The sequence below is a fragment of the Opitutus sp. genome (genome assembly GCA_024998815.1).
In the GTDB taxonomy this organism is placed as follows: Bacteria; Verrucomicrobiota; Verrucomicrobiia; order Opitutales; family Opitutaceae; genus Rariglobus.
On the sequence record JACEUQ010000001.1, the window covers coordinates 1,264,136 to 1,287,944 of the forward strand.

Genomic DNA, 23,809 nt, shown 5'->3' on the forward strand with positions numbered 1-23,809 from the left:
TTAAAGGGAGGGTTGGGAGGCGGAGGATTGAGCGAGGAGGCCGAGCGCGACGGCGCAGCGGCGGGTGAGGCGGAGGTCGTTGGCGAGGTAGTCGAGGGCACCGGCGGGGTCGGTCGCCCACTGGGCGGCGAAGTCCGCGCCGTGACCTGTCTTGCGGCCGACGCCGAGGAACTGAGCTAGGCGGTCGAGCGAGACGGAGTCCTCGCGGTTGCCGCATCGCCAGCAGTCGAGCAGGTCGCGGCAATGGGAGGGCAGAAACCGGCCGGAAACGAGTTCGGTCGGCACCGGCACGCGGAGATGCCAGGAGCGGCGGATCAAAAACGGCAGGTCGAAGCGGTTGCTGTTAAACCCGATCAGCTCGGCCTGCAGGTAACCGGTGGGGGCGATCAGTTGCCAAAAGGCACCGATATCAGCGGCCTCATTATTGGAGGCAAAGAAGCCGATTTCTCCGGTCGCCTCGTTGGTGTAGCCGATCGCGAGCACCCGACCGGTGAGCGCGGAGAGGGCCCCGGACTGGAACCACTCGGCCTCCTTTTCGGCGACGTAGGCGCGGATCTTTTCGGGGTCCTTCCAGTTGGCCGGGGCCTCAAAGTGCGGCACGCACTCGGCGAGTTCGGCGCGGGAACGCGGGCCGGTTTCGATGTCGAAAATATAGGTGCTCATCGGGCACCTCCGTTCTGGCGCGAGGCCGCTTTGGCTGCGGTCGAGGTCGACGCCTCGGCAATCTTGTTCATCTGGTCCTGTAGCTTGCCGATTAACCGTTCGGCTTGGTCGGCGGTGAGTTCGTTCCAGTGCAGGTCGATGCTATCGCAGCCGATCCAAGCGAAAGCCTTTGCGCGGTCCTCGTGCGTTTTGTTGAGGGTGACCCAGTAGAGGTCGATTTTTTCGGCCTGCTCGCGGGTGATTAGGAGCAACGGTGAGGCTGGCGTGGTTGCAGCAGGCGATGAGGAACGGACCTTGGGCGACGCCGGTGCTGGTGTGGCGGGGGTTGCTGCGCGGGTGAAGAGCGGGGCGAGGCTCGCGACGACGCAGGGGACTTTGTCTTCGAGACCGTAACGGTTTTTAGCATCCCAGGCTGCTGTGTGAGTGGTGTGGATGACCCGTTCACGGCCACCGACGGCACGCTGTTTACCGTCCTTTTCTGTGACCTTGGTGACGAAGTTCACAAATAACAGGGCATCGACCCACTCCTTCACCAAGGCGGCGACCTGTTTGCTCAGTTTCAGCTCAAAGCGGTCGTAGGCACCGACCGCGTCGGGAGCCTCGAACTTGCGGATCATCGAGTGTCCAACGAGGACCACGTGAATACCGCGGTCGCGGAGCTTTTCGAGCAGGGCCAAAAAGCGGGCGAACTCCTCGGCAAGGTAGACGTTACCTTTGCCGTAGCCGAAGTCTTCCAGGCTCTCCTTGTTGGCCTTGCGGCAGACTTCCTCGATGAGGAGCTTTTCGGCCCAGTCGATGGAGTCGATCACTAGGGTTTGAAACCCATGGTCGGCGGCGACCAGGTGGTTGGTGGCGGCGAGCAGCTCGGCCCAGGCGCGGGGCCGGGGGAAACGGGCGACGTCGAGGTGGGCGGAGCCTCCCTCGGTATCAAGGAACACCGGTGCGGGGAAACCGGCGGTGAGGGAGGTCTTGCCGACGCCCTCCGGCCCGTAAAGGGCGAGGCGGGTGGCGCTCGGGATCAGGCCGCGCGTTATGGTCACGGGGGCGGCTGGTTTATTGACGGCGGAAACAGACATTTGTTTGCAAATCACCAGAGCGCCGAACGGGAGGCATAACCCGGAGCCTCCCATCCGGCTCCGCTGGCGGCGGAGGTTTTGCGGATATTTTGGGTTACGAAACCACGGGGGTAATTACCCAAATTACCCAAAAACGGCCCCGCGACTGGGGCACAAAAAAGCCGCCTGCGGTTCGCAAGCGGCTTTTGTAGAGAGGGTTAATCTGAATCTGGCGGTTCGTCGGGATCGGCGGCGAGGTCGAGGACGGGGACTGGGTAATTACCCACCGGCGGGGTAAAACGAGCCGATTGGGGCCGTAATTTGAAAAGCGGCCAGTAACCGAGCACCGGCACGCATCCGGGGGTTTCGTGAAACGGCGAAGTGGCTTTTTCGAAGCCAGCGGTGGGTAAATTCACCACCTGTTGCAACCCACTGGCGATTGATCGCATGCGATTGCGGGTGGAGTCGTCCCGTTTGCCCGGTGTTAGGGTAATCGGGATGCAACCGTGGTGTGCCGCGAAATCGAGCGCCCTCCACGCTTCGGTTTCAGCGCCGGCCTTGTTTTCGAAGCCAAGTTCGGCGCGGGAGTAGGAGCGTTCAGGCGAACCCGTCCTGTGAGCGATGTTGATTTTGCCGTTGGTCAGCAGTGTCACCACCAGATGCGCCCAGGTGGCCCCGGCTGGCAGGGGGAGCTTTTCCAAAACGCGGGCGGGCTCGCGGTCGAGATCGCGCCAGCGTTCGGCCAGTTCGAGAGTCGCTGCTAGCCGGTTTTTGCGGTCCAGCTCCAAAAAATCAGCCAGCACCCCAAGGCGGCCGCTGGCCATGGCGAGGGCGGTATCCACGGGTTGGAGCGCGGCACTGGCGGTTGGCACGAAAAAGACGGGCCGCTCGTGCTTTTGGGCGGCGACGAAGGCGACGTTTTGGGCGTGGCCGACCACCGAGGTGGCGAGGGAAACGAAGACCGGGATGCGGCGTTTGGTGGCGGTACCGAGCCGCCAGCAGGTCGGTGCCACCGCCTCGGGTGGGCCGTCGAGGGTTAGAGTCGAGGCGATGTCGGCCAACATTGCAGGCAGGTCGATGCGCCAAACCAGCCGGTCTGCGGCGGTGATTTCAAAATGTGGGCAAGCCTCGCCGGGCTGCGCGTAGGCTATAAGTCGGCCATCGGCATCTTCGTCGATCCGGTGCAGCCGACGGCAGGAGCGTTGGGCATGTCGACAGGGCACCCACCGCGCGGTTCGGCGGGTGTTGACGAGGTAGCCGGTCGGCAGCGAACGAAAGCAATCTGCGCCGAGGTGGTGGTGCCACTCGGACGGGACCGCGCAAACCCCCGCCAGCAACGGCAACCGCTCAAACAACCGCAGCAAAATCAAATTCGACATCAGCGTAGTCGGGAGTTGGTGACGTTTCGCTGAGAATGATGCCCGAGTTACGCATCCATTTTTCGATCAACTGGCCTTCGTTATCGCGCTTAAAACTGGCCTTGTTCGGGGTCTGCACGGTGACAAAGCGAGTGCGGCGCGAGTGACTGAAAGTCACCTCGAAACAAGCCGCCTGAATGGTGCGACCGTGGATGACGTTGGCCTCATTCATGGCTCTGCTGGCGAATAAATCATCGGCGCGGTAGAGGACCGACTCGGCCAACTCGCCACCGATGTGAACATCGAGCTCGATCAACGTTATCGATTTGAGGCCGAGGATGTCGGCGCACACCAGCGACTGTTCGCGGGCGGTGCGGAGAGGTTCGAGGGTGTATTTGTCGGTGTCGGGAAAGGCGTCGGCTTTGTCGAGGAACTGCAAACCGCAGGCGTGGGTGTAGAGGTCGCAGTCGCGTTTTTTGGCGTGGATACGCACCTCATTATTTTGCGGGTCGTAGACGATCACGTCGAAGACCTCGCGGCGGAACAGGCAACTGTCGGACTCGCCCGGGGCGTCGGCTTTGACGATGCCCTCACGGACCAACGGGCCGCCGTGACGGACGATGAAGCGGAGGGTTTCGCTGCCGTCGTTTTCGGGGAACTGGAAAACTTTAACGCTCTCCGGCGGGTAAAACGGGGCGAGCAAGGTGGCGATTTGGTCCTGAAACGCAGCCAACTCGACTGCATTGAGCCGACCGGCAGGCAGGTTCAACGACGTGCGGTAGGAGCGGAAAGTACGGTTTTCGCGGGCATAGCGGCGGGCATTGGTGTTCTCGACGAGCTCGGGGTCGATCAGCCAGCGGGTCATGACGAAGACGACGTTTTCCATGTGGCGGTCACGGCTGAACGTGGGTTCGGTCTCGCGGATCGCGTCGACCAAGGCGGCGACGCCGGCCTCGTCGGACATTTCGTCGACCACGAACATGGCCTGGGCGAGACGCTTGTCCGGCATGGAGGCGAGCGGCTTCATCAACGTCGCGTGAAGCGCACGATAATCGAGATTTTCAGGGCTGTCGGGCCAGTCGAACTGCAGGGATTGAAGAAATCCCTGATGCGGAAGGAAAAACCGGTGGAGCAGAGCGGCCGGAATGGAGCGCAGAAGGCCCAGGGAGGTGAACGTGCGAGGATTGTAGTTCGACATTAGGGGGTGTGCAGGGGTGTGCGGGCGCGCACCTCGCGTGAAGGAGGGAAAACCCTCAAACCCGCTTGGTCGTTAGCCCAGACAAGACCTTAGCGGTTGTGGGGTGTGGACCTTTCTTGGCTTGGATCAATTGATTACTAATTATTAAAAGTTTAAATAATAGGCACTTAAGTTACCCAGTTAATTTTCGATTAACTGGGTTTTTGAGGGAACCGGACGCGGTGAATGGGTTACTGTGGTTGCCAAAAAAGCCCGCCGATAAGGGCGGGCAGGGGCGCGGCAAGGGCGACGCCGGAAATCGGCGCGATGCGACGGGATGCGAATCAGGCGCGGGCGGGAATTTTTAGTTTGGTGCGGATATGGAGCGAAACCTCTGCCGGATCATAATAAACGAAGTGGCCGACGCGGTGATGAGGAATGCGGCGGAGTTTGGACCATTCGCGCAGAGTGCGGATGGAGGGTTCACGACCGATGGGGAAAATGCCACTGGCGCGAAGACCTACTACGTCGGTGAGTTGCGCGTTGATCGAGGGTTGAATACAGGGAGCGGAAACGGTGGTTGGGTTCATGCGTCCAAGGCGGGGTGTCAACGTGGCGGCGGAAAAAAGCCCGCACGGGTGAAGGTGCGGGCGGTGATCAAAAACGACATCTGTGTCGTTTTTGGGGAGGGGTTGAAGGCTGGCAGGGATGGGCGAGGTCAAATAGGTCAACATTGACTGATTTGACCCCGGATTAGCACGGGGTGGTGGAGTGGGTTGGGTGCCGACTAGGCGGCGATGGGTAAGGGGATCGCGGCGGTGGCGGGGACCGGCGTCGGCAGGATTCCGAAGAACTGCTCGGCCTCGGCAGGGGTTTTGAGGTCGAGGTAGTGCTTGCGGATGATGCTCTCTGAGTTGCCCGCCTGGAGTGCTGCCTCGCCCATCGATCGGTATTTGGCGACGTGCATGGAAATGAACGTGTGCCGCATGATGTCGTGGGACAGGTCGAAGGATTTGGCCACAACGGCGCGGCTATTTTTAAGGTTTTTCGGGATGATGGGGAAGCGATCGAGCGGGTAGGCGGTCAGCCAAGCCGCGAGGTTGGGCTGGATGGTTACGTTGCGCTTCATGCGCACCTTGGACACTTCGGGCTCGATCAGGATGACGCCGGTATCGAGACGGACATGGTCGGCTTGGAGCTTCATGATTTCGCCATTCCGTACGCAGGGGCGGATGCCGGCAAACAGCGCCAAGGCGAAGAACGGCACCATGACACCGCCGTCAATCTGCTCAACGTGGTGCATGAGCTTGGCGGCTTGCTCGGCGCTAAGGGTTTTGGCAGAACCTCGCCGGTGAGCGATGCGGTGGTGGGGCATCTTTTCGACCGGATTGGTGGCGACCCAGTCCTTCTGGAAGGCGAACTTAAAAAAGGTATGCAGGATACCTCTGCGATTATTGATCGTTTTGGGGCAGGCGTTGCCACGCTGACAAACCTCGGTGAGTTGCAGGGTGGTGAGTTGGGAAACAAGCACGCCCGGAAAGCTTTTCATGAGAACTTCCAGTTGGCGGCGGATGTGGTGGTGTTGGGAGATCGAGAGCAGATTCTGGTCATGCTCCCGTGTCTTAAAAGCGATGTAGGCGGCTACAGCTTCGGCTAGGGTTTGTTCGCGATCAGGCGCACGGTAGTTGGCCAAGGCGAAATCGACGTAAAACACTAGAGACTTAGGGGCCTCTGAAAGGCGGCGAAAGACGGTTTCGGCGTCATGGAGCTGCTCGTCGGTCAGGCGTGTTAAAGCAGTGCGAACGCCTGCCTCGGTTTGAGCGGCCTTGGCTTCGAGGGATGCCTTTTCGGCTCCGGCCTCGGCACGGGTTTTGAAGTTCTTGCGAATGCGAAGACCGTTGATGCGGCCATCGACTCGCCAAGAGGTGATGCCGTTGGGATTTATGAAGCGGCTAACGGTGAATGCGGACGGGGACATGTTTAGGTTGCCATGTCAATTGGACAACCTAGTCAGCTCGTTTTATTAAACCGCTAATTAGTAGCGGCTTAACTGGCGGAGGGGGGGGGATTCGAACCCCCGGTAGGCTTTTACACCTACGGCGCTTTAGCAAAGCGCTGCTTTCGACCACTCAGCCACCTCTCCGTTAAGCAGAAGCGAAAACCAAAGGTGCCCAACGCAAAGTGCAAGGTCTTTCTCTAGCGTTTATCCGCAACCTGCAACTTACCCCGTTTTGTCTCCGAGGATCCCTGTCCATCCCGCGCCCTCAGCCCCTTCTCGCACCCGCCGAAATCAGCTTTCGTCGTCGTCCGGGCGCTCGATCGCATCACGGCACTCGCTCATCACCCGCAGCCAGATCTCGCGCAGGTCAAACAAACGCGGCTGGGCATCAGCCCTGAATTTCACCACCGCTGCCTGCTTGCCGGCCGCAGCCGTGTTCAGCAAAGCAAAGGTGCGATTGAGCTCGGCCATCGAGCGCTTAAACAGGCTGATCGCCATCGCATAATCACCAAAGTCGAGGGCCTGAATCGCCAACATGGCTTGCTCCTCGCCCCGGTAAATCGAGGCATGTACGTCGATCGCCAGCGACTGGGGGACTTTGGCGCTGGTGTGGGCAATCTGCTCCCATCCACGCTTAAGACTCAGATAAATCGCCTTCGTGGAGATAAAAATCGGGTTCTTGTGAAGCGTGTAGGGATCGTCCGCGCCATCATCGATCTCACCCGTGGCAACCGCGTCCAAATCCTCTTCATCCAAGTCGTCGTCGGAATCGTCGTCGGTGACGTCCGAACTCCAAGCGTCTTCATCCCAACCCATCAAATGAGCGGTTTCGTCAATGCGGTCTTCCTTGCCATTAAGCTGCTCGTAATAGGCGAGGTAGCGATGAATCACGTCGTCTTGGGCGCGCAGGTACTTTTCCCAGTCAAATTCATTCCATGCGAGCTCTCCACGATCATCCCACTCGTTGTCGGAGGGGCCGTTGGATTCGGATTTGCTCATTTTTTTGGGGTCCGAGGACCTTGGATTTGGAGGCTGTTCCAATGCCCCAAAAACGCAAAGCAAATTCCACTTTTGCAAAGAGCGCCGCCCCCTTTCCGAGCTGGAGCTCAGCGCTCCTTAAACCAAAAGAGCGCACTTTGCGTTTAACCCATGAATTTCGTGCGGTTCACTTTGCAGATTGAATCCGCTCCGATCGAACCGCTATTTTTTGCCATCTTTATCCCATGGCTGACGTACATCACGAGACCGTTTACTTCTCAGGGCATGTCCAGGGCGTGGGCTTTCGCTACACCACCCTGTCCGTCGCCAAGGAATTCGAGCTGACGGGGCGCGTCAGCAATCTGGCCGATGGCCGCGTGCTGCTCGAAGTCGAGGGCGCCCCCAAGGAGATCAACGCCTTCCTCATCGTTCTAGAAGAGCGCATGCACGGCTACATCCGTAAGGTGGAGCGCAGCTCCTCTCAGGGCCCGGCCCAATACCAAGATTTTTGCATTCAATGACCGCCGCCCCCGTGCCCCCTGCCCTGCCCCAGGCCGCGATCACGATCACCGGCCTGACGAAGGACTTTTCGCTTAATCTGCGCGGCGTAAAATTGCGCGCGGTGGACAACCTCAAGCTCTCCGTGCCCGAGGGCCAGGTTTTCGGCCTGCTCGGCCCCAACGGCTCCGGCAAAAGCACCACCATCAAAATCATCCTCGGTCTGCTCGAACCCACGGTGGGCGAATGCCAGGTGTTTGGCGTGCCCAGCGGCCGGGTCGATTCGCGCCTCAACGTCGGCTACCTGCCCGAGGCACCCTATTTCTATCGCTACTTAAGCGGCACCGAGCTGGTGCGTTTTTACGGGCGGATTTGTGGCGTACCGAAGGCCCGACTCGCGGACCGGGTGCGCGAGGTCATCGACTGGGTTGGACTGAGCGCCGCCGCCCACCGCCGCGTCGGAACCTACTCGAAGGGCATGTTGCAACGCATCGGCCTGGCCCAAGCACTCGTGCATGACCCGCGCCTGATTATCCTCGATGAGCCCACCGCCGGCGTCGACCCAGTCGGCTCGGCGGAGATTTCCGAGCTCATTTTAAAACTTAAAACCCAGGGCAAAACCGTGCTGATCACCTCGCATCTGTTGGCGCAGATCGAGGACATCTGCGACCGCGTCGCCATCCTTGACCGCGGAAAACTAATCCTCGAAGGGGCGGTCACCGAGCTGGTCGGCCGTCAGGACCAACAGGCGCTGATCGTCGACGCGCTGCCGCCGGCGGAGTTGGCGGAGTTGCGCGGTTGGCTGGCGGCGCGCGGACATACGCTCAGCGCCGTGGAGCAACCGCGCACCCGCCTCGACCAGCTTTTCCTGAGCAAGGTCGCCCGCGGCCCCAAGAACGGAGGCCAGGCATGAGCACCGCGACGCGCAGCGTGCCGTTTTCCTTCGGCCGCCTCGGTATCGTGGCCGGCAACACCTTCCTGGAGGCCGTGCGCCAGAAGCTATTTAACTTCCTGCTCCTGCTAGCGGTCGCGCTGGTTGCGAGCGCCCAGCTATTTCGCGAGTTCAACTTCGGCTCCTCGGAGCTGAAGTTCATCGCCGACTTTGGCTTCGGCGCGATGGTATTTTTTGGCTCCACCCTGACGATCGCCGCCACCGCCCAGCTGTTTTTCAGCGAGATCGAAAACCGCACCGCGTTGACCCTTTTGGCCAAGCCGATCTGGCGCACGGAATTCATCTTCGGGAAACTTCTGGGCGTGTTCGCGGTGGTCGGCGTGTTTTGCGCGCTCACGACGGGCCTGTTGCTGGCGCTGATCTACAACCGCGAGACCGCGCTCATGGACGCCAATCCGGAGGCGTTTGAGGCGGGCCGGCTGATTCATTACGGCGACCTGCTGATGATGGGCGTGCTGCAATGGCTAAAATTCGGCGTACTCGCGGCGATCACGCTGCTGGTGGCGAGTTTCTCCAACACCAACCTCTACACCGTGGTCATGGGTTTTTTTATGCTGGTGATCTGCCACCTGCAGTACCTGGCGCGCGACGCCTACAGCCACGTGACCGCCCTGCCCCTGCGCCTACTGGTGCAGGGACTCGGCTACGTGTTCCCGAATTTCCAGGTCTTTAATTTGGCCGACCAAATCGGTATCGGCCAAGCGATCGATCCCCTCGTGTTTGTGCGGGTGGGCGGCTATGCACTCACCTACATCGTAGTGTTTGGTGCCCTGGCGGTTTACAGTTTCAGCCAACGTGAAATTTAACCTCGCGCGCCTTCGCCCGCTGTTAACCGGGTTCGTGGTCGTCGCCGTGTTGGCCGTGACCGGCCTGGCGGTGCGCCCGTTGGAAGCGCCGGCGTGGGAGTGGGTGCGCGCTCGGCAACCGGCACTAAAACTGGACTCGCTCCAGGGCGCGCTCGGCCAGGGCGTCACCGTGGGACTGCTCGGCGGCTTCCGCGCGATCGCGGCGGACTTTTTTTGGATTCAAACCCACACGGAGTGGGAAGACCGCAACCTGCCGGCCACGCAGACGTTCATCAAATTGGTCACCGCCATCGATCCGCGCCCGCTGTTTTTTTGGCTTAACGGCTCGCGTATGATCGCCTACGACATGCCCAATTGGCGCATCGTCGACGCCGGCGGCTACAACGCCGTGCCGCAGGCCAAGCAGCGCCTGATCGACGAGGAGCAGGCCAACGTTGCGCTGAAGTACCTCAACGAGGCGTTTAACCACCACCCGGATTCCGCGCTGCTGCACGTGGAAGTCGCCAATGTTTACCTCAACCGCCTCAAGGACAAAGCCAACGCCGCCGAGGCCTACCGCCGCGCTGCGCTTCGTCCCGACGGGCCCTTTTATGCCGGACGGATTTATGCTGAATTGTTGCGCAAACTCGGCCGCAACCAAGAAGCCTACGATTGGCTGAAACAGACCTACACGAAGCTCCCCAAAACCGTGGATCGGGCCCGCGGGATCAGCGAATTCACGGTGGAGTCCGCCATGGCCCCGCTGGTCCTAGCGCGCATTCGTGAGCTCGAAGCGGAATTAAATCTTCCTGAAGAACAAAGGTTTAACCCCTGATTTAACCGGGCTCGCAGGCTTTTCTCTTGCGCCGAACCGCCTACTTTCAAAAGTTCATCAGTTTACTAAACATATGGCTGCCTCCACGCCCGACAACCTCTATCCCATTTTCGACCGCGTCCTCGGACGGGCGGACAAAGAGGCCAAGTTGAAACAACGCGGCCGGGTGATCTGGTTGTATGGTTTGTCCGGGTCGGGCAAGAGCACCCTCGCGATCGCCTTGGAGCGCCGCCTCCACGCCGAGGGTTTCACCACCCACTTGCTTGATGGCGACAACGTCCGCAGCGGGCTCAACCGTGATCTCGGGTTCACCGACGCGGATCGGGCTGAAAACATCCGTCGCATCGCGGAAGTGGCGAAACTCTTTGTACAGGCCGGCGTGGTGGTGATCGCGGCGTTTATCACCCCGCAACGCGCCCACCGCCAGTTGGCGCGCACGATCATCGGGGCGGACGATTTCTCCGAGGTGTATGTGGCGGCCTCGTTCGACACCTGCGCGGCGCGCGACCCCAAAGGTCTTTACGCCAAGGCGAAGGCGGGCAACGTGCAGCAATTCACCGGACGCGACTCGAGCTTCGAGGCGCCGCTCGCAGAAGACCTCGAGGCCCAGATCATCGACACCGAGGCGGGCACCGCCGCCGACTCGCTCAACCAGTTGCACACCGCCATCTTGCCCCGCATCACTTTCCAATAACCCGATATGAGTTCCTACAACCTTACGCATCTCGCCCAGCTCGAACACGAGGCCATCTTCATCATGCGCGAAGTCGCCGCGCAGTTTGAGCGCCCCGCCCTGTTATTCTCTGGCGGCAAGGATTCCATCGTCATGGTGCGCCTCGCCCAGAAGGCGTTTGCCCCGGCCAAGATCCCCTTCCCGCTCGTGCACGTGGACACCGGCCACAACTTCGAGGAGACGATCGCATTCCGTGATTGGTTGGCCAAGGACACCGGCAGCCGTCTGGTGGTGCGCTACGTCGCCGACTCCATCAAGGCTGGTCGCTGCCAGGAAGAAAAAGGCCCGAACCCCTCGCGCAACGGCCTGCAAACCGTGACCCTGCTCGATACGATCGAGGAGTTCCGCTACGACGCCTGCCTCGGTGGCGCACGCCGCGACGAGGAAAAAGCCCGCGCCAAGGAGCGGTTTTTCTCCCACCGCGACGAGTTCGGCCAGTGGGACCCTAAAAACCAGCGCCCCGAGCTTTGGAACCTGTTTAACGGCCGCAAAAACCAGGGTGAGCACTTCCGCGTGTTCCCGCTCTCCAATTGGACCGAGATGGACGTGTGGCAGTACATCGCCCGCGAGAAACTCGACATCCCCTCGATCTATTTCACGCACCAGCGCGAAGTGGTGAATCGCAACGGCGTGCTGCTGGCGAAGTCGCCCTACATTACGCTCATCGGTGACGAAAAGTACGAAACCCGCACGGTGCGCTACCGCACGGTGGGCGACAGCACCTGCACCGGTGCGGTTGAGTCGGATGCGGCCGATCTCGCCGCGGTCATTCAAGAAGTCGCCACCGCCCGCCAGACCGAGCGTGGCACCCGCGCCGACGACAAGCGCTCCGAAACCGCAATGGAAGACCGCAAAAAGGCGGGCTATTTCTGAGAACCGGATTTTTAACGCAAAGACGCGAAGACGCAAAGGACACGCCGCATGGAATTAGACGAAAACGCCCTCAGTCGCATCATCGTGGAATCCGCGATTGAGGTGCACCGTGAGCTGGGAGGGCCAGGGTTGTTGGAGAGCGTATATGAGGAAGCCCTCGTATTTGAACTCATGCTCCGTGGTCTGTCCGTTGAACGTCAGCAGCCGGTCCCTATTTTTTACAAGGGCCACGTCCTCGCAACGCCTCTGCGGCTCGATCTCTGCGTGAACAAGCGCGTGATCGTCGATCCGAAGGCGGTCACCGAATGGAATCCGATCTTTGAATCCCAGATGCTGACTTATCTTCGACTCACTCAGCTGAAGTTAGGACTCGTCATCAATTTCGGCGAACGTCTGGTGAAAGACGGTCTCCATCGCGTGGTTAATCGGCTATAAACTCCCGCGTTCCCCCCCCCCCCCCCAGTTAATCTCCACCCAAATCCAATCCTTTGCGGACTTAGCGCCTTCGCGCCTTTGCGTTAACTCCGTCCCTTTTTCAATTTTCAACGCATGAACGCTCCTGCCCACACGCACACCGACCAGCATTACCTAGCCATGGACCTGCTCCGCTTCACCACGGCGGGCAGCGTTGACGACGGTAAATCCACCCTCATCGGCCGCCTGCTTTACGACTCCAAGGCGATTTTCGAGGACCAGCTGGAAGCCATCGAGCGCGCCACCGAACAGCGCGGCGAGGACCACCTCAACCTCTCGCTGCTCACCGACGGCCTGCGCGCCGAGCGCGAGCAGGGCATCACCATCGACGTGGCCTACCGCTATTTTGCCACCCCGCGCCGCAAGTTCATCGTCGCCGACACACCCGGCCACATCCAGTACACGCGCAACATGGTGACGGGCGCCTCCACCGCCAACCTCGCCATCATCTTGATCGACGCGCGCAAAGGCGTCATCGAGCAAACCTGCCGCCACTCCTTCATCGCCTCGCTGCTGCGCATCCCGCACGTGGTGGTCTGCGTCAACAAGATGGACCTCGTCGACTACTCCGAGGCCCGGTTCAACGAGATCGTCACCGCCTACACCCAGTTCGCATCCCGCCTGGAAATCCCCGACATCCAGTTCATTCCGATCTCGGCTCTGCACGGCGACAACGTCGTCGATCGCTCGCCCAAGATGCCATGGTATCAGGGCAGCGCGCTGCTTTACACCCTGGAAACCGTCTACATCGGCAGCGATGTTAACCACATCGACGCGCGCTTCCCGGTCCAAACCGTGATCCGTCCCAACACCGATGAGCACCACGATTTCCGTGGTTTCGCCGGCCGCGTGGCGGGCGGGGTGTTCAAGCCCGGCGACGCGATCGTCTCGCAACCCTCCGGCCTGACCTCGCGCATCAAAACCATCCACGGCCCGTCTGGCGAACTCACCGAGGCCTTCGCGCCGATGTCGGTGGTGATGACGCTCGAAGACGAGATCGACGTCTCCCGTGGCGACACCATCACCAAGGCCAACAATCCCCCGGAGGTCACCCAAGACATCGAGGCGATGATCTGCTGGTTCTCGGACAAGAAACTGGTGCCCAACGGCAAATACATCATTCGCCACACCACCCGCGAGGCCAAGTCGGTCATCAAAGCCGTGCGCTACAAGGTGAACATCAGCACGCTGCACAAGGTCGAAGGTGACCTGGACATTGGCATGAACGACATCGGCCGCATCCTGTTGCGCACCGCCTCGCCGCTCATTGCTGATTCTTATCAACGCAACCGCGCCACGGGGAGTTTCATCCTGGTTGATGAATTCACCAACGCGACGGTCGCCGCCGGCATGATCCTCTGATTACTCCAGGCTGCCGCCTTGGCGTGCAGACTGCTTTGAGCTTCGCCATTACATGATCGTTAATTATTGGTTACTGCCCTTCGCCCTGCTGCTGCTCTGGTTCCCTCGGCAGTGGCTACGGCTCGGCAGAAAAGTCATCCGCAGTTCGGCCCCGCGTAACCTGGGCCAACCGGTGGTGGAGCGCGATGCGCAAGACGCCTCCATCAGCCTCACGTCTGAAATCGGCAAGGCGCGCAACTGGGTGGATTTGGCCCGTGCGGCAGCGGGGGCGGTTGCGGTTAATTACGCCTGCTTCGCCGTTGAACTCGGGGCCGCCAAAAGCATCGCGCCCACGGTTTTTGCCCTCAAATGCGTCCTGCTCGTGATCGCCGTGCTGGTGCAGGCAATTCGACTCGAGTCGCGCGTCCGTCTGGTCGCCCCGATCTTCTTTATTTTGGGGCTTAGTTTTGGACTCATCGGCTGGCAGTCGGCCCTTTTCGCTTTTGTAACGGTCTGGACCTGCAACCGAGCTATCCCCAGTGCAGGAGTCTTTCTTTTTGCCGCCGCCAGCTTTCAAATCGCCTTCGGCATCCTACTAGCGCGAGAGCTGTTCGATTACCAATTATTAAGCGCTGGGCTGGCGATTCTGCCGCTGATTTTAAGCGGCATGCTCAAGCGCCCCCTGGTGCAGCTCAATAAACCGTCGCGGCGAAAAAACCGGTAGTCCCCATCGTGATACCGGCAACTTCCTCCACGCGCTTTTCGGTTTGGCTGGAGGCCACGCGCCCACGCACCTTGCCGGCGGCAGTCGCCCCGGTGGTCGTGGCTTCGGCGTTGGCGTGGCGCGATGGGAGTTTTAACGCGCCGGCTGCGATCCTCTGCCTTGCGTTCGCCCTGCTCATCCAGATCGGCACCAATTTCGCCAACGATTACTACGACTTCATCAAAGGCGCGGACACCGCCGCGCGAATCGGCCCGCGCCGGGCCGTCGCAGCGGGACTCATCATCCCCGCCACGATGAAGCGAGCCATGATCGGGGTGTTCATCGCCGCCTTTTTGACCGGACTGCCGCTGCTGACCTACGGCGGCTGGCCGCTGCTGGTGATCGGCCTGGCCAGTATCGCGTGCGGCTACGCCTATACCGGCGGCCCGTATCCACTGGGGTACAATGGGCTGGGCGACGTGTTCGTCTTTGTTTTCTTTGGGCTGGTAGCGGTCGGGGCGACCTACTTTGTGCAAACCGAGGTCTTCACGGCCGACGTCTGGCTGATCGGCAGCGGCATCGGCGCGCTCGCCGCCAATATTCTGGTGGTTAACAACTACCGCGATGCCGACACCGACGTGAGTGCGGGTAAACGCACGCTGGTGGTGCGGTTGGGGCGGCGCTTCGCTCGGGCGCAGTTTGTGGCGGCCCATGCGCTTGGGGTGGCGGTGATTTTCGCGATCGGCGTGGACGACTGGAACCCGTTCGTTCTGGCCGGCGCCCTGGGGCTCTGTAGCGCGATCGGCTGGCGTCAATCGCGCCGCCTCGCGCAGGCTACGACGCCAGCGGAGTTAATTCGTCTCTTGGGATCGACCGGCCTGTATTTGGCCGGCTACGCACTCATCGTATCAATCGGGCTGATCTGGGGCTGATACCAATTCGCGTTCTAGATGAGTTAAGAAGCGGATACCTGTGCGTAAACACCTTGAGCTCACGCTCAAGGCCACGGGAAGTTTGTTCAGGAAGGGTGTGGCCTTGAGGGTGAGCTCAAGGATGCCGTAAGCCTCAACTTGAACTCTAATTAGTATGAGCCGCGGAAGCCGCTAGAGGTCGGTCACGTCACCCCAGCCATCACGAGAAGGATGGTGTGCAGATTGAACAAGGCGTGGGCGATGATCGGCACGCTGATGCGGCCGGTTTGTTCGTAGGCGATCGCAAAAAACGCCCCGAGCGCACAGAGCGGAACCACGGCCACCAGATTGCCGTGGAGAAGAGCAAAAACCATCGCTGGAATAATTAAGGCGAGTCCTCTCGGCAGGCGGTTGCGCAGGAAACGAAACAGTCCGGCGCGGAAAACCAGTTCCTCGGTCAAGGGCGCAATCACGGTTGCGAGGGCCACCATGAACAGCCAACGCTCCGGATCGTCGCAGTCACGGAACAGGCCGACCATGTCCTGTTCGGCGGCGGAAAACCCCAGCGCCTCGACGAGTGTTTTCCATAAAAAACCGATACCGTTGATCACCGGAATGGAGATCAGGAAAACCGTGACGCCGGCCACGACGGGGTAACGCGTCGGTTCTGGCCGAAAGACCTCGGGGGGGACGGCCAACGCAGAAATCCGGGCGGATTTATTGAAGCGCAAGCAAAGGGCTGCGATGAACAGACCCGCCAACAAACCGAGTTGAAAGGCGGCCGCTTGGACGGCCTGCCACCACGCACCATCACGCGCGGCTGCACCCAGCCAACGGTCGCCGAGATGGGTGACTGAGTACGGAAGCGCAAGTGCGCCGCCCACGGTGAGCAGCACGCCGAGGGCAAACCCTTCGACCGTCACCGGCCAGGGTGCAAGGGAGGGGGACGCAAACACCCGCCGGGCCGCCACCACCCGCCACAGCGCGACCAATCCCGCCAACCAGATCACCACTTCCAAACCAATAACAAGGGAAAGCACGAGTTAGGAGAAGACGGGCGTTGAGGGATAAAAGAGTAGCGCAGACTTCCAGTCTGCTCCGAGAGGGAGTGCAGACTGGAAGTCTGCGCTACTTCGATACACGTGAGGCTATGGCTTGAGTTAAAACGCTCCAGGCTGGCATGGGCGAAGTCGCGCGTTAAGAAATCTTGCCGTGGTTAAACACCACTTTGCCGTCGACGATCGTGGTTTTCACGCGGCCTTGCAGGGTCTGGCCGTGCCACGGGCTGTTGCTGGATTTGCTAAACCCGGCTTTGGCGTCGTACACCCACTTCTCGTCGGGATCGAACAGGCAGACGTCGGCGGGAGCGCCGACGGCGAGCGTGCCGGCTTCGAGCTTGAGCAGGTTGGCGGGCTTGCGCGTCAACAGATCGATGACGTAGGGCAGCTTGAACTTGTTTTTGCGCACGAGGATTTCGAGCGAGATGGGCAGCGCGGTTTCGAGGCCGAGGATGCCGTTGGGGGCGTAGTCGAACTCCTTGTCCTTTTCGTAATCGGTGTGCGGGGCGTGGTCGGTGGCCAAAATGTCGAGGGTGCCGTCGCGCAGGCCTTCGATGATCGCCACGCGGTCCTCCTCGGTGCGCAGCGGCGGGTTCATCTTAAAGTGCGTGTCGTAGGTGCCCAGCGCCTCGTCGGTGAGCGCGATGTGGTGCGGGGTGGCTTCGGCGGAAACCGAAACGCCACGGGCCTTGGCCCGGCGCAGGATCTCGACGGAGTTTTTCGAGGAGATGTGCTGCATGTGGATATGCGCACCGGTGTAGGTCGCGAGCACGACATTACGCGCCACGATGATGTCTTCGGCCGCATTGGGCCACCCCTTGAGGCCGAGGCGGGTCGACACCACGCCTTCGTTCATGACCGCGCCGACCGTCATCGAATGGTCCTGGCAGTGGTCCATGAGCGGCAGGTCGCACATTTTTGCGTACTCGCAGGCCCGGCGCATGAGTTCGTTGGACTGGACGCAGTCGCCGTCGTCGGTGATGGCGATGACGCCGGCTCGTTTGAGCGAGCCGATGGGCGCAAGGGCCTGGCCCTTCATACCGACGGTGATGCAACCGGTAGGATAGACTTTGATGCACGCGGTGCGGGCGATGGAGTCTTTGATTTGCTGAATGGTGCCGGCGGTGTCGGCGACCGGGGCGGTGTTGGGCATGCAGACGACCGAGGTGAACCCACCGGCGGCGGCGGCGCGGGAGCCGGTCTCGATGGTCTCCTTGTGCATTTGGCCGGGCTCGCGGAAATGGACGTGGATATCGACCAAGCCGGGGCAGGCGACGAGGCCCTTGGCGTCGATTTTTTTGGCCTTCTTGAGCTCGGCGGCCGAGAGGGAGGCGACGAATTTACCGTCTTTAATGAAAAGGTCGCCGACCGAGTCGCGCTTGGCGGCGGGATCGATGACGCGGGCGTTGGAAATCCAGAGTGAAGGCATAGGAGGGTTGGCCACAAAAAACACAAAATGACACAAAAAATCAGGCGACCGGATCGGTCATCAGATATTTTTTAACATGCAGAGTAGGTGCACCGAAATTGATGAGTAAGCCGGTTTCGACCCGACTGGATTTGAGGTAGCCGAGGAGCTGGGCGACATGCTCATCGAGCACACACTTCGTGGCTTTGAGCTCCACGATCAGTTGGTCTTCAATAAAGAGGTCGGCAAAAAATTCGCCGAGCAGCGTGCCGTCCTCATCGTAAACGTGAAGCGGGTACTGCTGGTGCACTTTAAGCCCCTGCTTACGCAGCCGGTGGACAAGACCGTTTTCGTAGATTTTCTCAGCGTGGCCGTGCCGGTGGTAGCGATGGAGAGCAAAACTCGTTTCCCTGACGACGTCACAGAGTTGGTTAATATGCGCGAATTTCACGGTTCAGTTTTTTGTGTCATTTCGTGTTTTTCGTGGCCAAAAACTCCGCCGCCTCACTCCGCCGGAACGACGCTTTCGGGTTGGCCGCCGGAGCACAGGTACAAGACCGCCATGCGCACGGCGATGCCGTTGGTGACTTGCTCCAAAATGACGCTGCGCTCGCCGTCGGCCAGTTCGCTATCGATCTCGACGCCGCGGTTGATCGGGCCGGGGTGCATGATGATCGCCTTGGGGTTGAGCCAGCCGGCGCGGGTTTTGTTGAGCCCGAACAGGCTGGTGTACTCACCGAGCGAGGGGAACATGCCGCTGGATTGGCGCTCGTGCTGGATGCGCAGCAGCATGACCACGTCGGCATCGGAGAGCGCGCTGCGCAGGTCGTGCGACACGGTCACCCCCATCGGCTTGAGCGTGTGCGGCACCAAGGTGGACGGCCCCACAACGGTGACGTTGGCACCGAGTTTGTTAAGGGCGTGGATGTTGGAGCGGGCAACGCGGCTAAACAAAATGTCGCCGAGGATGACCACCTTGCGTCCCTTGAGGGAACCGAGGTGCTCACGCATGGTGAACGAGTCGAGCAGGCCCTGGGTCGGGTGCTCGTGGGCGCCGTCACCGGCGTTGATCACCGGGATTCCCAGGATTTTGGACAGGTACAGGGGAGAGCCGGCGGCGGCGTGGCGGATAACAATCAGGTCGGCCCCGAGCGCCTCGATGTTCTGCGCGGTGTCGCGGAGGGTTTCGCCCTTGGTGGTCGAGGAACTGGAGCCGTCCATCGAGATCACGTCGGCGCTGAGGCGCTTGGCCGCCATGTCGAAGGCCATGCGCGTGCGTGTGCTGGGTTCGAGGAATAGGTTGACGATTGTCTTGCCGCGCAAGGCGGGGACTTTCTTCACACTGCGCCCGAGGATTTTTTTAAACGCGGTGGCGGTGGCGTGGATTTGGTTGATCTCGTCGAGGGAGAGTTCCTCGAGCGTGATGAGGTGGCGGCGGGTCCAGGGCATAGAAAGAATAACTGATTTTAACTGAACAAAATCCGGAGCGGATTGCGCAGCAGCATTCAGTGGAAGTTAGGCGGCGGGTTTAAAGGGAATGATGGTGACCGAATCGCGCGCGGGTTTGGCGGAATCGAGCTTCACAACGATCTTTGCCGAGGCGGGAACTTCGAGGGCCAAGCCGGTGTAATCGGCGGCGACCGGCAGCTTGCGGCCTGCGCGATCGATGAGAACGGCCAACTCGACTTTGGCGGGGCGGCCGTAGTCAAACAGCTCGTCGAGCGCGGCTTTGACGGTGCGTCCGGAAAACAGCACGTCGTCAACCAAGATGACGGTCGCGCCGGTGACATCGACGGGGATGCGCGTGGGGCTGAACTCCTTGGGAATCGGGTGGCGATCGATGTCGTCGCGGTGAAACGAAATATCGAGGGTGCCGGACTGCACGCCAAGGGACGCGGCAAGGCGGCTGGCGAGTTCGATGCCGCCGTTGGCGATGCCGAGGAGGATCAACCGGTTGGGCGACGGGTGGCGTTCGCGAATGGCGTGGGCCAGCCGATCGATGGCGGCGTGAATCTCGGCGACGGGAAAGCTTTTAGGTGCGGGCACGAGGGTTGTTTGTGCCGCCCGACACAGGTGCGGACAAGCGGGAAATAAGCGAATGGAAAACTCGCGGGCGGAAGCGGTTTCAGGCCCGCCTCAAGCCCCCCTGAACACCGTTAGGCGGAGGGCAGTTTCGGGCTCGCTGGGCGGGCTTCCGAAGCCTGGTACCACTTGTAGAACGCGATGACAAAAACAATGAACGTCACGCCCATGCCGCCCATTTTCATGATGACAGACCCGAGTAGCTGGTCCTCGGCAGGGCCAAAAGTGGCGAACAGGCGCGGGGCGTATTCGTAGGTCGGGTAAAGGATGTCTTTGGAGAAGGCGATGAAGGCAAAAACCGGTGTCATGGCGATGACCACCCCGGTTAGATAGAGCATCTGCGCGCCGTAGGAAATGCGCGGGAACTCCGTGGACGGGCTAATAATGGGCCACCAGTAAAACAGCGCCGCCGCGAAAAACATGACGTGTTCGGTGATGTGCACCCAGCGGTTTTGCAGCGCCCAATCGTAGAGTGCGGGCACGTGCCAGACGGAGTAAATGAGCGTGTAAATGAGGCCGCAGATTAACGGGTTTGAAAAAAAGCCCAGAACAGATCTTAGTTCGGGGCGGGCGGTGACCTTGGCCACCAGCCAACTCGGCAACCCCAACAAGAACAGCACGGCGGCCACATACATGATCAACTGGTGTTGCACCATGTGCCCGCTGAGCAAAAAACGCTCGCCGATCTGGTCGAGCGGCGAGCCCACGGCCAAATAGAAAACGGTTAACCCCAGGTAGAACCGAATGGCCTGGGCACGCGGGTAAACGGCACCGGGGGCGATGCGTTCACGCAAGGGGCCGGTCAACAGGGCGTAAAGCCAGCCGAGTAGGATAAGCCCGCCGACGAGGTGCGGTTCGTTGTGCCAGTGGGACCAGTTGATCATGGTAAAATCAGCGTAAAACCGGGCGATGCTTAAACGAATTCAGCGGCGACATCCTTCCCGAAAGAGGCTTTGTGGCGGCCGGGGCAAATCTATAATCAGCAGAACGCGTCGCGCCGGGTTTTCGCTGGGCGCTCGGGGGCATACGAGCGGAAACGGGGCCCCGAAAGCGGCCTCTGTCCGAAGCCCCGGTCATTTTATCCCTATCCAGCCCGGCGGCGGTCGCCCCCATCAAAGCGCGGCTGCGGGCGACTTTCGGAATCGACTAATCCAACCAAAACCAGCGTCATGCGCTCCGCTCCGAAGCCATGCTCTACGCCAATCCCACCACTAAATTCATTTTGGCCGCGGCTAAAAACCACCATGAGAGCGCCTACTCGTCGTCCGCCTTCGGGCTAATAGAAAACGCCACCGCGTTGGTGTCCGATCTCTTCGCCGGCAGGCACGCCAATTACCAGGAGGCCGACCTAAGCTACCATAATTTCGACCACACGTTGCTCGCCACCCAGTGCTTTATCGATCTGGCCGCCGGTCGCATTAACCATGGCGCACAGCCAGCCTTTAACGGCCGTCAGTTCTCCCTCGGCTATGCCGCCATCATGCTCCACGACTGCGGGTATCTGAAAACCCGCGATGACCAGTCGGGAACGGGGGCCAAGTACACCGCCACGCATGTGGAGCGGAGTTGCGCGATGGCGGCTTCGTTTTTACCCGCGCTGGGCTGCGCTGAAGGAGAAATCGAGGGAGTGTTAAACGCCATCCGCTGCACCGGCCTGACCAGCCAGATAGAACTGCTGACCTTCCGTAGCGACATCGAGCGGTTAACCGGGTGCATGGTCGCCACGGCGGATTACCTTGGCCAAATGGCCGACCCCGCCTACCCCGCCAAACTCCCCGGCCTGTTTGCCGAGTTCGAGGAGTCCAACGACTTCAACAACGTCCCAGCCGAGAAACGGCTCTTTAAGTCAGCTCAGGAGCTGATGGCAAAAACGCGCGGCTTTTGGAGTTTCTTCGCGTTGCCCAAATTGGAGAAGGATTACGAAGGGGTTTACCGCCTGCTGGCGCAGCCCGACGGCCGAAACCCCTACCTGGAATCGGTGGATTTGAACCTGTCGAAAATCGACGCAGGGGTTTCTAAGTAAGCGTTAAGCCGACCGCAGCCCCTTGGTCCAATCCCTTTTAATTAACCGCCAGCGCTTTTTGCCATGCCCTTTGCCTACCACCGCACGGTTCACTTTCCCGATACGGACGCCGCCGGCGTGGTGTTTTTCGCCCGCTACCTGTCGATTTGCCATGAGGCTTACGAGGAATCCCTGGCGGCGTTTGGCGTGCCGCTCGGCTCTTTTTTTGCCGACAATGGCGCCGTGATTCCGGTGGCCAAGAGCGAGGCAAGCTACTTGCGCCCACTCGCTTGTGGTGACCTCTTGCGCATCGACGTGTCACCGCGCTCCCTGAGCGAGAACAGCTACGCGATCGACTACGTTATCTGGAAGAAGGGGGCCGTGGACAAACGCGCTGCGGTGGTACGCACCGAACACGTCTGCATTTCCTCAAAAAACCGCGAACGCCTCGTCTTGCCCGGCAATCTGTTGGCTTGGGTCCAAGCGGGCTGATGGGTCAAGTCGTCCGCTGGAGTACGGGCGTGGCAGGCGAGCGGACGCTTACTTCTTGGGCTTGTTAACGGGCAGCAGTGACGACGGTTTTTTGCCGCGGGCTTTTTGGACCTGTTTATTCAGGAAGCGCTCGCTGGCTTTCAGGTCGCGCGTGGTGGGAAGGTATTTGGATGCCATGTCCTCAAAACCGCCCAGACTCGCGCGGCCATGCAATCACAATTTCCGCTCTGGGATCGCCGAACGCGCATTACATTTAGGTTCCTTCGCCCACCACCCCACCCTGCGCTCACGCGCAAGGCCACATAGATCCCCCCTGAACCCACTCGCGCCCCCACCGTGGCCCTGAGCGTGAGCTCAGGGATGGCGTAAGAACTCGACCAGCCCCCGAGTTCTTTAAGCCACTGCACGCCACCGCGCCAACCGAGCTTAAACGGCTACATCGGCAAACTCAGCCAAACTTTTCACCGACCAGGCTTTGTCAGTGCGTTTGGCAAGGCCGGCGAGAACGCCACCGGGCCCAAGCTCAAGGAAGCTGGTCACCCCGGCCGCAACCGCTGAGCGCATGCAATCTTCCCACAGCACCGAAGAGACGACCTGCTTAACCAACGCTTCGCGAATAGCGGTCGGTTCAGCCACCGCCTGGCCGGTCGTGTTGGTGAACACGGTCAGCTGCGGCGGGTTAAACACAACACCTTGCAGGTAAACGGCAAAAGCGGCACGCGCGGGCTCCATCAGGCGGCTGTGGTAGGCGCCAGCGACATTGAGCGGGATGACCTTCTTGATGCCGCGGTCTTTGGCGGCGGCGACAGCTGCGTCCACCTTGCTCTTGTCACCCGAGACGATGATCTGACCGGGGGCGTTGAAATTGGCCGCCTCGATATCGAAGGCAGCGCAAAGATCATAAATGGTCTGGCGCTCTTCGCCCAGAATCGCCGCCATGCCGCCCGTGGTGCTTTCGCAGGCGACCTGCATGAGGCGACCGCGTTCGGCCACCACCTGGAGCCCCGTCGCAAAATCAAACACACCGGCGACGGTGAGCGCCGTGACCTCGCCCAGACTCAGGCCAAAAGCAAACCGCACGTCGTCGAGTTTACCCTGCTCTTTTAATATAGCGTGGACGGCCATGCCGTGCACAAACAGCGCAACTTGGCAGACCTTGGTTTGCGTGAGCTCGGCATCCGGACCCTCGAAACAGATTTTGGCGAGATCCCAGCCGAGCACGCGGTTGGCCTCATCGTAGAGAGCCCGCGCGGTGGCGGAGTTTTCGTAGAGCGACTTGCCCATGCCGACCTTTTGGGCGCCTTGTCCGGAGAAAATAAGTGCGGTTGCCATATTTGGAAAGGTAGACGGGTAAGCCTCCCAGCCCTCAAAACCAAGCCCGAAAACACCACCCGCCTGCGCAGCATCGCCAAGTCGGGTCGCGGTTTTCAGG

26 protein-coding genes and 1 tRNA gene are annotated in these 23,809 nt (G+C 60.6%); 12 read left to right on the plus strand and 15 right to left on the minus strand.

From position 1 onward, the window contains the following. The 8 genes from H2170_05470 to H2170_05505 all read right to left on the minus strand — a co-directional run bounded on the left by H2170_05470 (nucleotide 1) and on the right by H2170_05505 (nucleotide 7,251). Nucleotides 1–663: a ribonuclease H-like domain-containing protein gene (locus H2170_05470; GenBank protein ID MCS6299535.1), complete on the minus strand. Its 663-nt coding sequence runs from the start codon at nucleotides 661–663 to the stop codon at nucleotides 1–3. Then, the gene (locus tag H2170_05475) at nucleotides 660–1,739 is read right to left on the minus strand and encodes an ATP-binding protein (GenBank protein ID MCS6299536.1); all 1,080 of its coding nucleotides are present in this window, start codon (nucleotides 1,737–1,739) and stop codon (nucleotides 660–662) included. Before H2170_05475 ends, H2170_05470 begins: the two co-directional genes overlap by 4 nt. A 197-nt stretch (nucleotides 1,740–1,936) precedes the next feature. Next, nucleotides 1,937–3,097, minus strand: a complete 1,161-nt coding sequence (locus H2170_05480) for a hypothetical protein (GenBank protein MCS6299537.1) — start codon at nucleotides 3,095–3,097, stop codon at nucleotides 1,937–1,939. After that, on the minus strand, nucleotides 3,066–4,274 hold the full coding sequence (locus H2170_05485; protein ID MCS6299538.1) for a hypothetical protein: 1,209 nt from the start codon (nucleotides 4,272–4,274) through the stop codon (nucleotides 3,066–3,068). The genes H2170_05480 and H2170_05485 overlap by 32 nt, the downstream gene beginning before the upstream one ends. Nucleotides 4,275–4,597: 323 nt before the next feature. Beyond that, on the minus strand, nucleotides 4,598–4,843 hold the full coding sequence (locus tag H2170_05490; GenBank protein MCS6299539.1) for a hypothetical protein: 246 nt from the start codon (nucleotides 4,841–4,843) through the stop codon (nucleotides 4,598–4,600). A gap of 197 nt (nucleotides 4,844–5,040) precedes the next feature. After that, entirely contained in the window at nucleotides 5,041–6,231 is a 1,191-nt protein-coding gene (locus H2170_05495; GenBank protein ID MCS6299540.1) for a site-specific integrase, read from the minus strand. A gap of 73 nt (nucleotides 6,232–6,304) precedes the next feature. Beyond that, nucleotides 6,305–6,396: transfer RNA gene (locus H2170_05500), tRNA-Ser, on the minus strand. Between the two features lie 147 nt (nucleotides 6,397–6,543). Then, complete coding sequence (locus H2170_05505) at nucleotides 6,544–7,251, minus strand: hypothetical protein (protein MCS6299541.1); 708 nt, start codon at nucleotides 7,249–7,251, stop codon at nucleotides 6,544–6,546. 224 nt (nucleotides 7,252–7,475) lie between these two features. On the opposite strand from H2170_05505, the gene H2170_05510 reads away from it, so the two are divergent. From H2170_05510 to H2170_05555, 10 genes are all read left to right on the plus strand, one after another. Continuing rightward, the gene (locus tag H2170_05510) at nucleotides 7,476–7,751 is read left to right on the plus strand and encodes an acylphosphatase (GenBank protein MCS6299542.1); all 276 of its coding nucleotides are present in this window, start codon (nucleotides 7,476–7,478) and stop codon (nucleotides 7,749–7,751) included. After that, nucleotides 7,748–8,641, plus strand: coding sequence for an ABC transporter ATP-binding protein (locus tag H2170_05515; protein ID MCS6299543.1), 894 nt, complete (start codon nucleotides 7,748–7,750; stop codon nucleotides 8,639–8,641). Before H2170_05510 ends, H2170_05515 begins: the two co-directional genes overlap by 4 nt. Beyond that, complete coding sequence (locus H2170_05520) at nucleotides 8,638–9,486, plus strand: ABC transporter permease subunit (protein ID MCS6299544.1); 849 nt, start codon at nucleotides 8,638–8,640, stop codon at nucleotides 9,484–9,486. The genes H2170_05515 and H2170_05520 overlap by 4 nt, the downstream gene beginning before the upstream one ends. After that, nucleotides 9,476–10,300 (plus strand): hypothetical protein, encoded by an 825-nt coding sequence (locus H2170_05525; protein MCS6299545.1) that lies wholly within the window; start codon nucleotides 9,476–9,478, stop codon nucleotides 10,298–10,300. Before H2170_05520 ends, H2170_05525 begins: the two co-directional genes overlap by 11 nt. Nucleotides 10,301–10,373: 73 nt before the next feature. After that, nucleotides 10,374–10,994 carry an adenylyl-sulfate kinase gene (cysC, locus tag H2170_05530; protein MCS6299546.1) on the plus strand — a complete coding sequence of 207 codons (621 nt, stop codon included), beginning with the start codon at nucleotides 10,374–10,376 and terminating at the stop codon, nucleotides 10,992–10,994. Between the two features lie 6 nt (nucleotides 10,995–11,000). Beyond that, a complete protein-coding gene (gene cysD, locus H2170_05535; GenBank protein MCS6299547.1) occupies nucleotides 11,001–11,906 on the plus strand; it encodes a sulfate adenylyltransferase subunit CysD in 906 nt (301 codons plus the stop codon). 48 nt (nucleotides 11,907–11,954) lie between these two features. Then, entirely contained in the window at nucleotides 11,955–12,341 is a 387-nt protein-coding gene (locus H2170_05540; GenBank protein ID MCS6299548.1) for a GxxExxY protein, read from the plus strand. A gap of 114 nt (nucleotides 12,342–12,455) precedes the next feature. Beyond that, on the plus strand, nucleotides 12,456–13,742 hold the full coding sequence (locus H2170_05545) for a GTP-binding protein (GenBank protein MCS6299549.1): 1,287 nt from the start codon (nucleotides 12,456–12,458) through the stop codon (nucleotides 13,740–13,742). A 52-nt stretch (nucleotides 13,743–13,794) separates the two neighbouring features. Continuing rightward, a complete protein-coding gene (locus H2170_05550) occupies nucleotides 13,795–14,445 on the plus strand; it encodes a hypothetical protein (protein MCS6299550.1) in 651 nt (216 codons plus the stop codon). A gap of 5 nt (nucleotides 14,446–14,450) precedes the next feature. Next, complete coding sequence (locus H2170_05555) at nucleotides 14,451–15,356, plus strand: 1,4-dihydroxy-2-naphthoate polyprenyltransferase (GenBank protein MCS6299551.1); 906 nt, start codon at nucleotides 14,451–14,453, stop codon at nucleotides 15,354–15,356. A gap of 182 nt (nucleotides 15,357–15,538) precedes the next feature. On the opposite strand, the gene H2170_05560 is transcribed toward H2170_05555, so the two are convergent. The 6 genes from H2170_05560 to H2170_05585 form a co-directional block, all read right to left on the minus strand. Then, entirely contained in the window at nucleotides 15,539–16,375 is an 837-nt protein-coding gene (locus H2170_05560) for a CPBP family intramembrane metalloprotease (protein MCS6299552.1), read from the minus strand. A gap of 157 nt (nucleotides 16,376–16,532) precedes the next feature. Continuing rightward, on the minus strand, nucleotides 16,533–17,822 hold the full coding sequence (locus H2170_05565; protein MCS6299553.1) for a dihydroorotase: 1,290 nt from the start codon (nucleotides 17,820–17,822) through the stop codon (nucleotides 16,533–16,535). Between the two features lie 40 nt (nucleotides 17,823–17,862). Beyond that, entirely contained in the window at nucleotides 17,863–18,252 is a 390-nt protein-coding gene (locus tag H2170_05570; protein MCS6299554.1) for a GxxExxY protein, read from the minus strand. A gap of 53 nt (nucleotides 18,253–18,305) precedes the next feature. Further along, a complete protein-coding gene (locus H2170_05575) occupies nucleotides 18,306–19,250 on the minus strand; it encodes an aspartate carbamoyltransferase catalytic subunit (protein MCS6299555.1) in 945 nt (314 codons plus the stop codon). A gap of 66 nt (nucleotides 19,251–19,316) precedes the next feature. Next, nucleotides 19,317–19,847, minus strand: coding sequence for a bifunctional pyr operon transcriptional regulator/uracil phosphoribosyltransferase PyrR (gene pyrR, locus H2170_05580; protein ID MCS6299556.1), 531 nt, complete (start codon nucleotides 19,845–19,847; stop codon nucleotides 19,317–19,319). A gap of 110 nt (nucleotides 19,848–19,957) precedes the next feature. Then, nucleotides 19,958–20,767, minus strand: coding sequence for a cytochrome c oxidase assembly protein (locus tag H2170_05585; GenBank protein ID MCS6299557.1), 810 nt, complete (start codon nucleotides 20,765–20,767; stop codon nucleotides 19,958–19,960). Nucleotides 20,768–21,072: 305 nt separating this feature from the next. On the opposite strand from H2170_05585, the gene H2170_05590 reads away from it, so the two are divergent. Both H2170_05590 and H2170_05595 read left to right on the plus strand, forming a co-directional pair. After that, nucleotides 21,073–21,906, plus strand: a complete 834-nt coding sequence (locus H2170_05590) for a hypothetical protein (GenBank protein ID MCS6299558.1) — start codon at nucleotides 21,073–21,075, stop codon at nucleotides 21,904–21,906. A gap of 63 nt (nucleotides 21,907–21,969) precedes the next feature. Continuing rightward, a complete protein-coding gene (locus tag H2170_05595; protein ID MCS6299559.1) occupies nucleotides 21,970–22,377 on the plus strand; it encodes an acyl-CoA thioesterase in 408 nt (135 codons plus the stop codon). Nucleotides 22,378–22,803: 426 nt separating this feature from the next. Here H2170_05595 and fabD read toward each other — a convergent pair whose 3' ends face one another. Then, nucleotides 22,804–23,709: an ACP S-malonyltransferase gene (gene fabD, locus H2170_05600; GenBank protein MCS6299560.1), complete on the minus strand. Its 906-nt coding sequence runs from the start codon at nucleotides 23,707–23,709 to the stop codon at nucleotides 22,804–22,806. Nucleotides 23,710–23,809 lie beyond the last annotated feature (100 nt).

Excerpts from the sequence above, each read along its gene's own strand:
- H2170_05470 (MCS6299535.1), bottom strand. The coding sequence starts at position 663 with ATGAGCACCTATATTTTCGACATCGAAACCGGCCCGCGTTCCCGCGCC.
- H2170_05475 (MCS6299536.1), bottom strand. The coding sequence starts at position 1,739 with ATGTCTGTTTCCGCCGTCAATAAACCAGCCGCCCCCGTGACCATAACG.
- H2170_05480 (MCS6299537.1), bottom strand. The coding sequence starts at position 3,097 with ATGTCGAATTTGATTTTGCTGCGGTTGTTTGAGCGGTTGCCGTTGCTG.
- H2170_05485 (MCS6299538.1), bottom strand. The coding sequence starts at position 4,274 with ATGTCGAACTACAATCCTCGCACGTTCACCTCCCTGGGCCTTCTGCGC.
- H2170_05490 (MCS6299539.1), bottom strand. The coding sequence starts at position 4,843 with ATGAACCCAACCACCGTTTCCGCTCCCTGTATTCAACCCTCGATCAAC.
- H2170_05495 (MCS6299540.1), bottom strand. The coding sequence starts at position 6,231 with ATGTCCCCGTCCGCATTCACCGTTAGCCGCTTCATAAATCCCAACGGC.
- H2170_05505 (MCS6299541.1), bottom strand. The coding sequence starts at position 7,251 with ATGAGCAAATCCGAATCCAACGGCCCCTCCGACAACGAGTGGGATGAT.
- H2170_05510 (MCS6299542.1), top strand. The coding sequence starts at position 7,476 with ATGGCTGACGTACATCACGAGACCGTTTACTTCTCAGGGCATGTCCAG.
- H2170_05515 (MCS6299543.1), top strand. The coding sequence starts at position 7,748 with ATGACCGCCGCCCCCGTGCCCCCTGCCCTGCCCCAGGCCGCGATCACG.
- H2170_05520 (MCS6299544.1), top strand. The coding sequence starts at position 8,638 with ATGAGCACCGCGACGCGCAGCGTGCCGTTTTCCTTCGGCCGCCTCGGT.
- cysC (MCS6299546.1), top strand. The coding sequence starts at position 10,374 with ATGGCTGCCTCCACGCCCGACAACCTCTATCCCATTTTCGACCGCGTC.
- cysD (MCS6299547.1), top strand. The coding sequence starts at position 11,001 with ATGAGTTCCTACAACCTTACGCATCTCGCCCAGCTCGAACACGAGGCC.
- H2170_05540 (MCS6299548.1), top strand. The coding sequence starts at position 11,955 with ATGGAATTAGACGAAAACGCCCTCAGTCGCATCATCGTGGAATCCGCG.
- H2170_05545 (MCS6299549.1), top strand. The coding sequence starts at position 12,456 with ATGAACGCTCCTGCCCACACGCACACCGACCAGCATTACCTAGCCATG.
- H2170_05550 (MCS6299550.1), top strand. The coding sequence starts at position 13,795 with ATGATCGTTAATTATTGGTTACTGCCCTTCGCCCTGCTGCTGCTCTGG.
- H2170_05565 (MCS6299553.1), bottom strand. The coding sequence starts at position 17,822 with ATGCCTTCACTCTGGATTTCCAACGCCCGCGTCATCGATCCCGCCGCC.
- H2170_05575 (MCS6299555.1), bottom strand. The coding sequence starts at position 19,250 with ATGCCCTGGACCCGCCGCCACCTCATCACGCTCGAGGAACTCTCCCTC.
- H2170_05585 (MCS6299557.1), bottom strand. The coding sequence starts at position 20,767 with ATGATCAACTGGTCCCACTGGCACAACGAACCGCACCTCGTCGGCGGG.
- H2170_05590 (MCS6299558.1), top strand. The coding sequence starts at position 21,073 with ATGCTCTACGCCAATCCCACCACTAAATTCATTTTGGCCGCGGCTAAA.
- H2170_05595 (MCS6299559.1), top strand. The coding sequence starts at position 21,970 with ATGCCCTTTGCCTACCACCGCACGGTTCACTTTCCCGATACGGACGCC.
- fabD (MCS6299560.1), bottom strand. The coding sequence starts at position 23,709 with ATGGCAACCGCACTTATTTTCTCCGGACAAGGCGCCCAAAAGGTCGGC.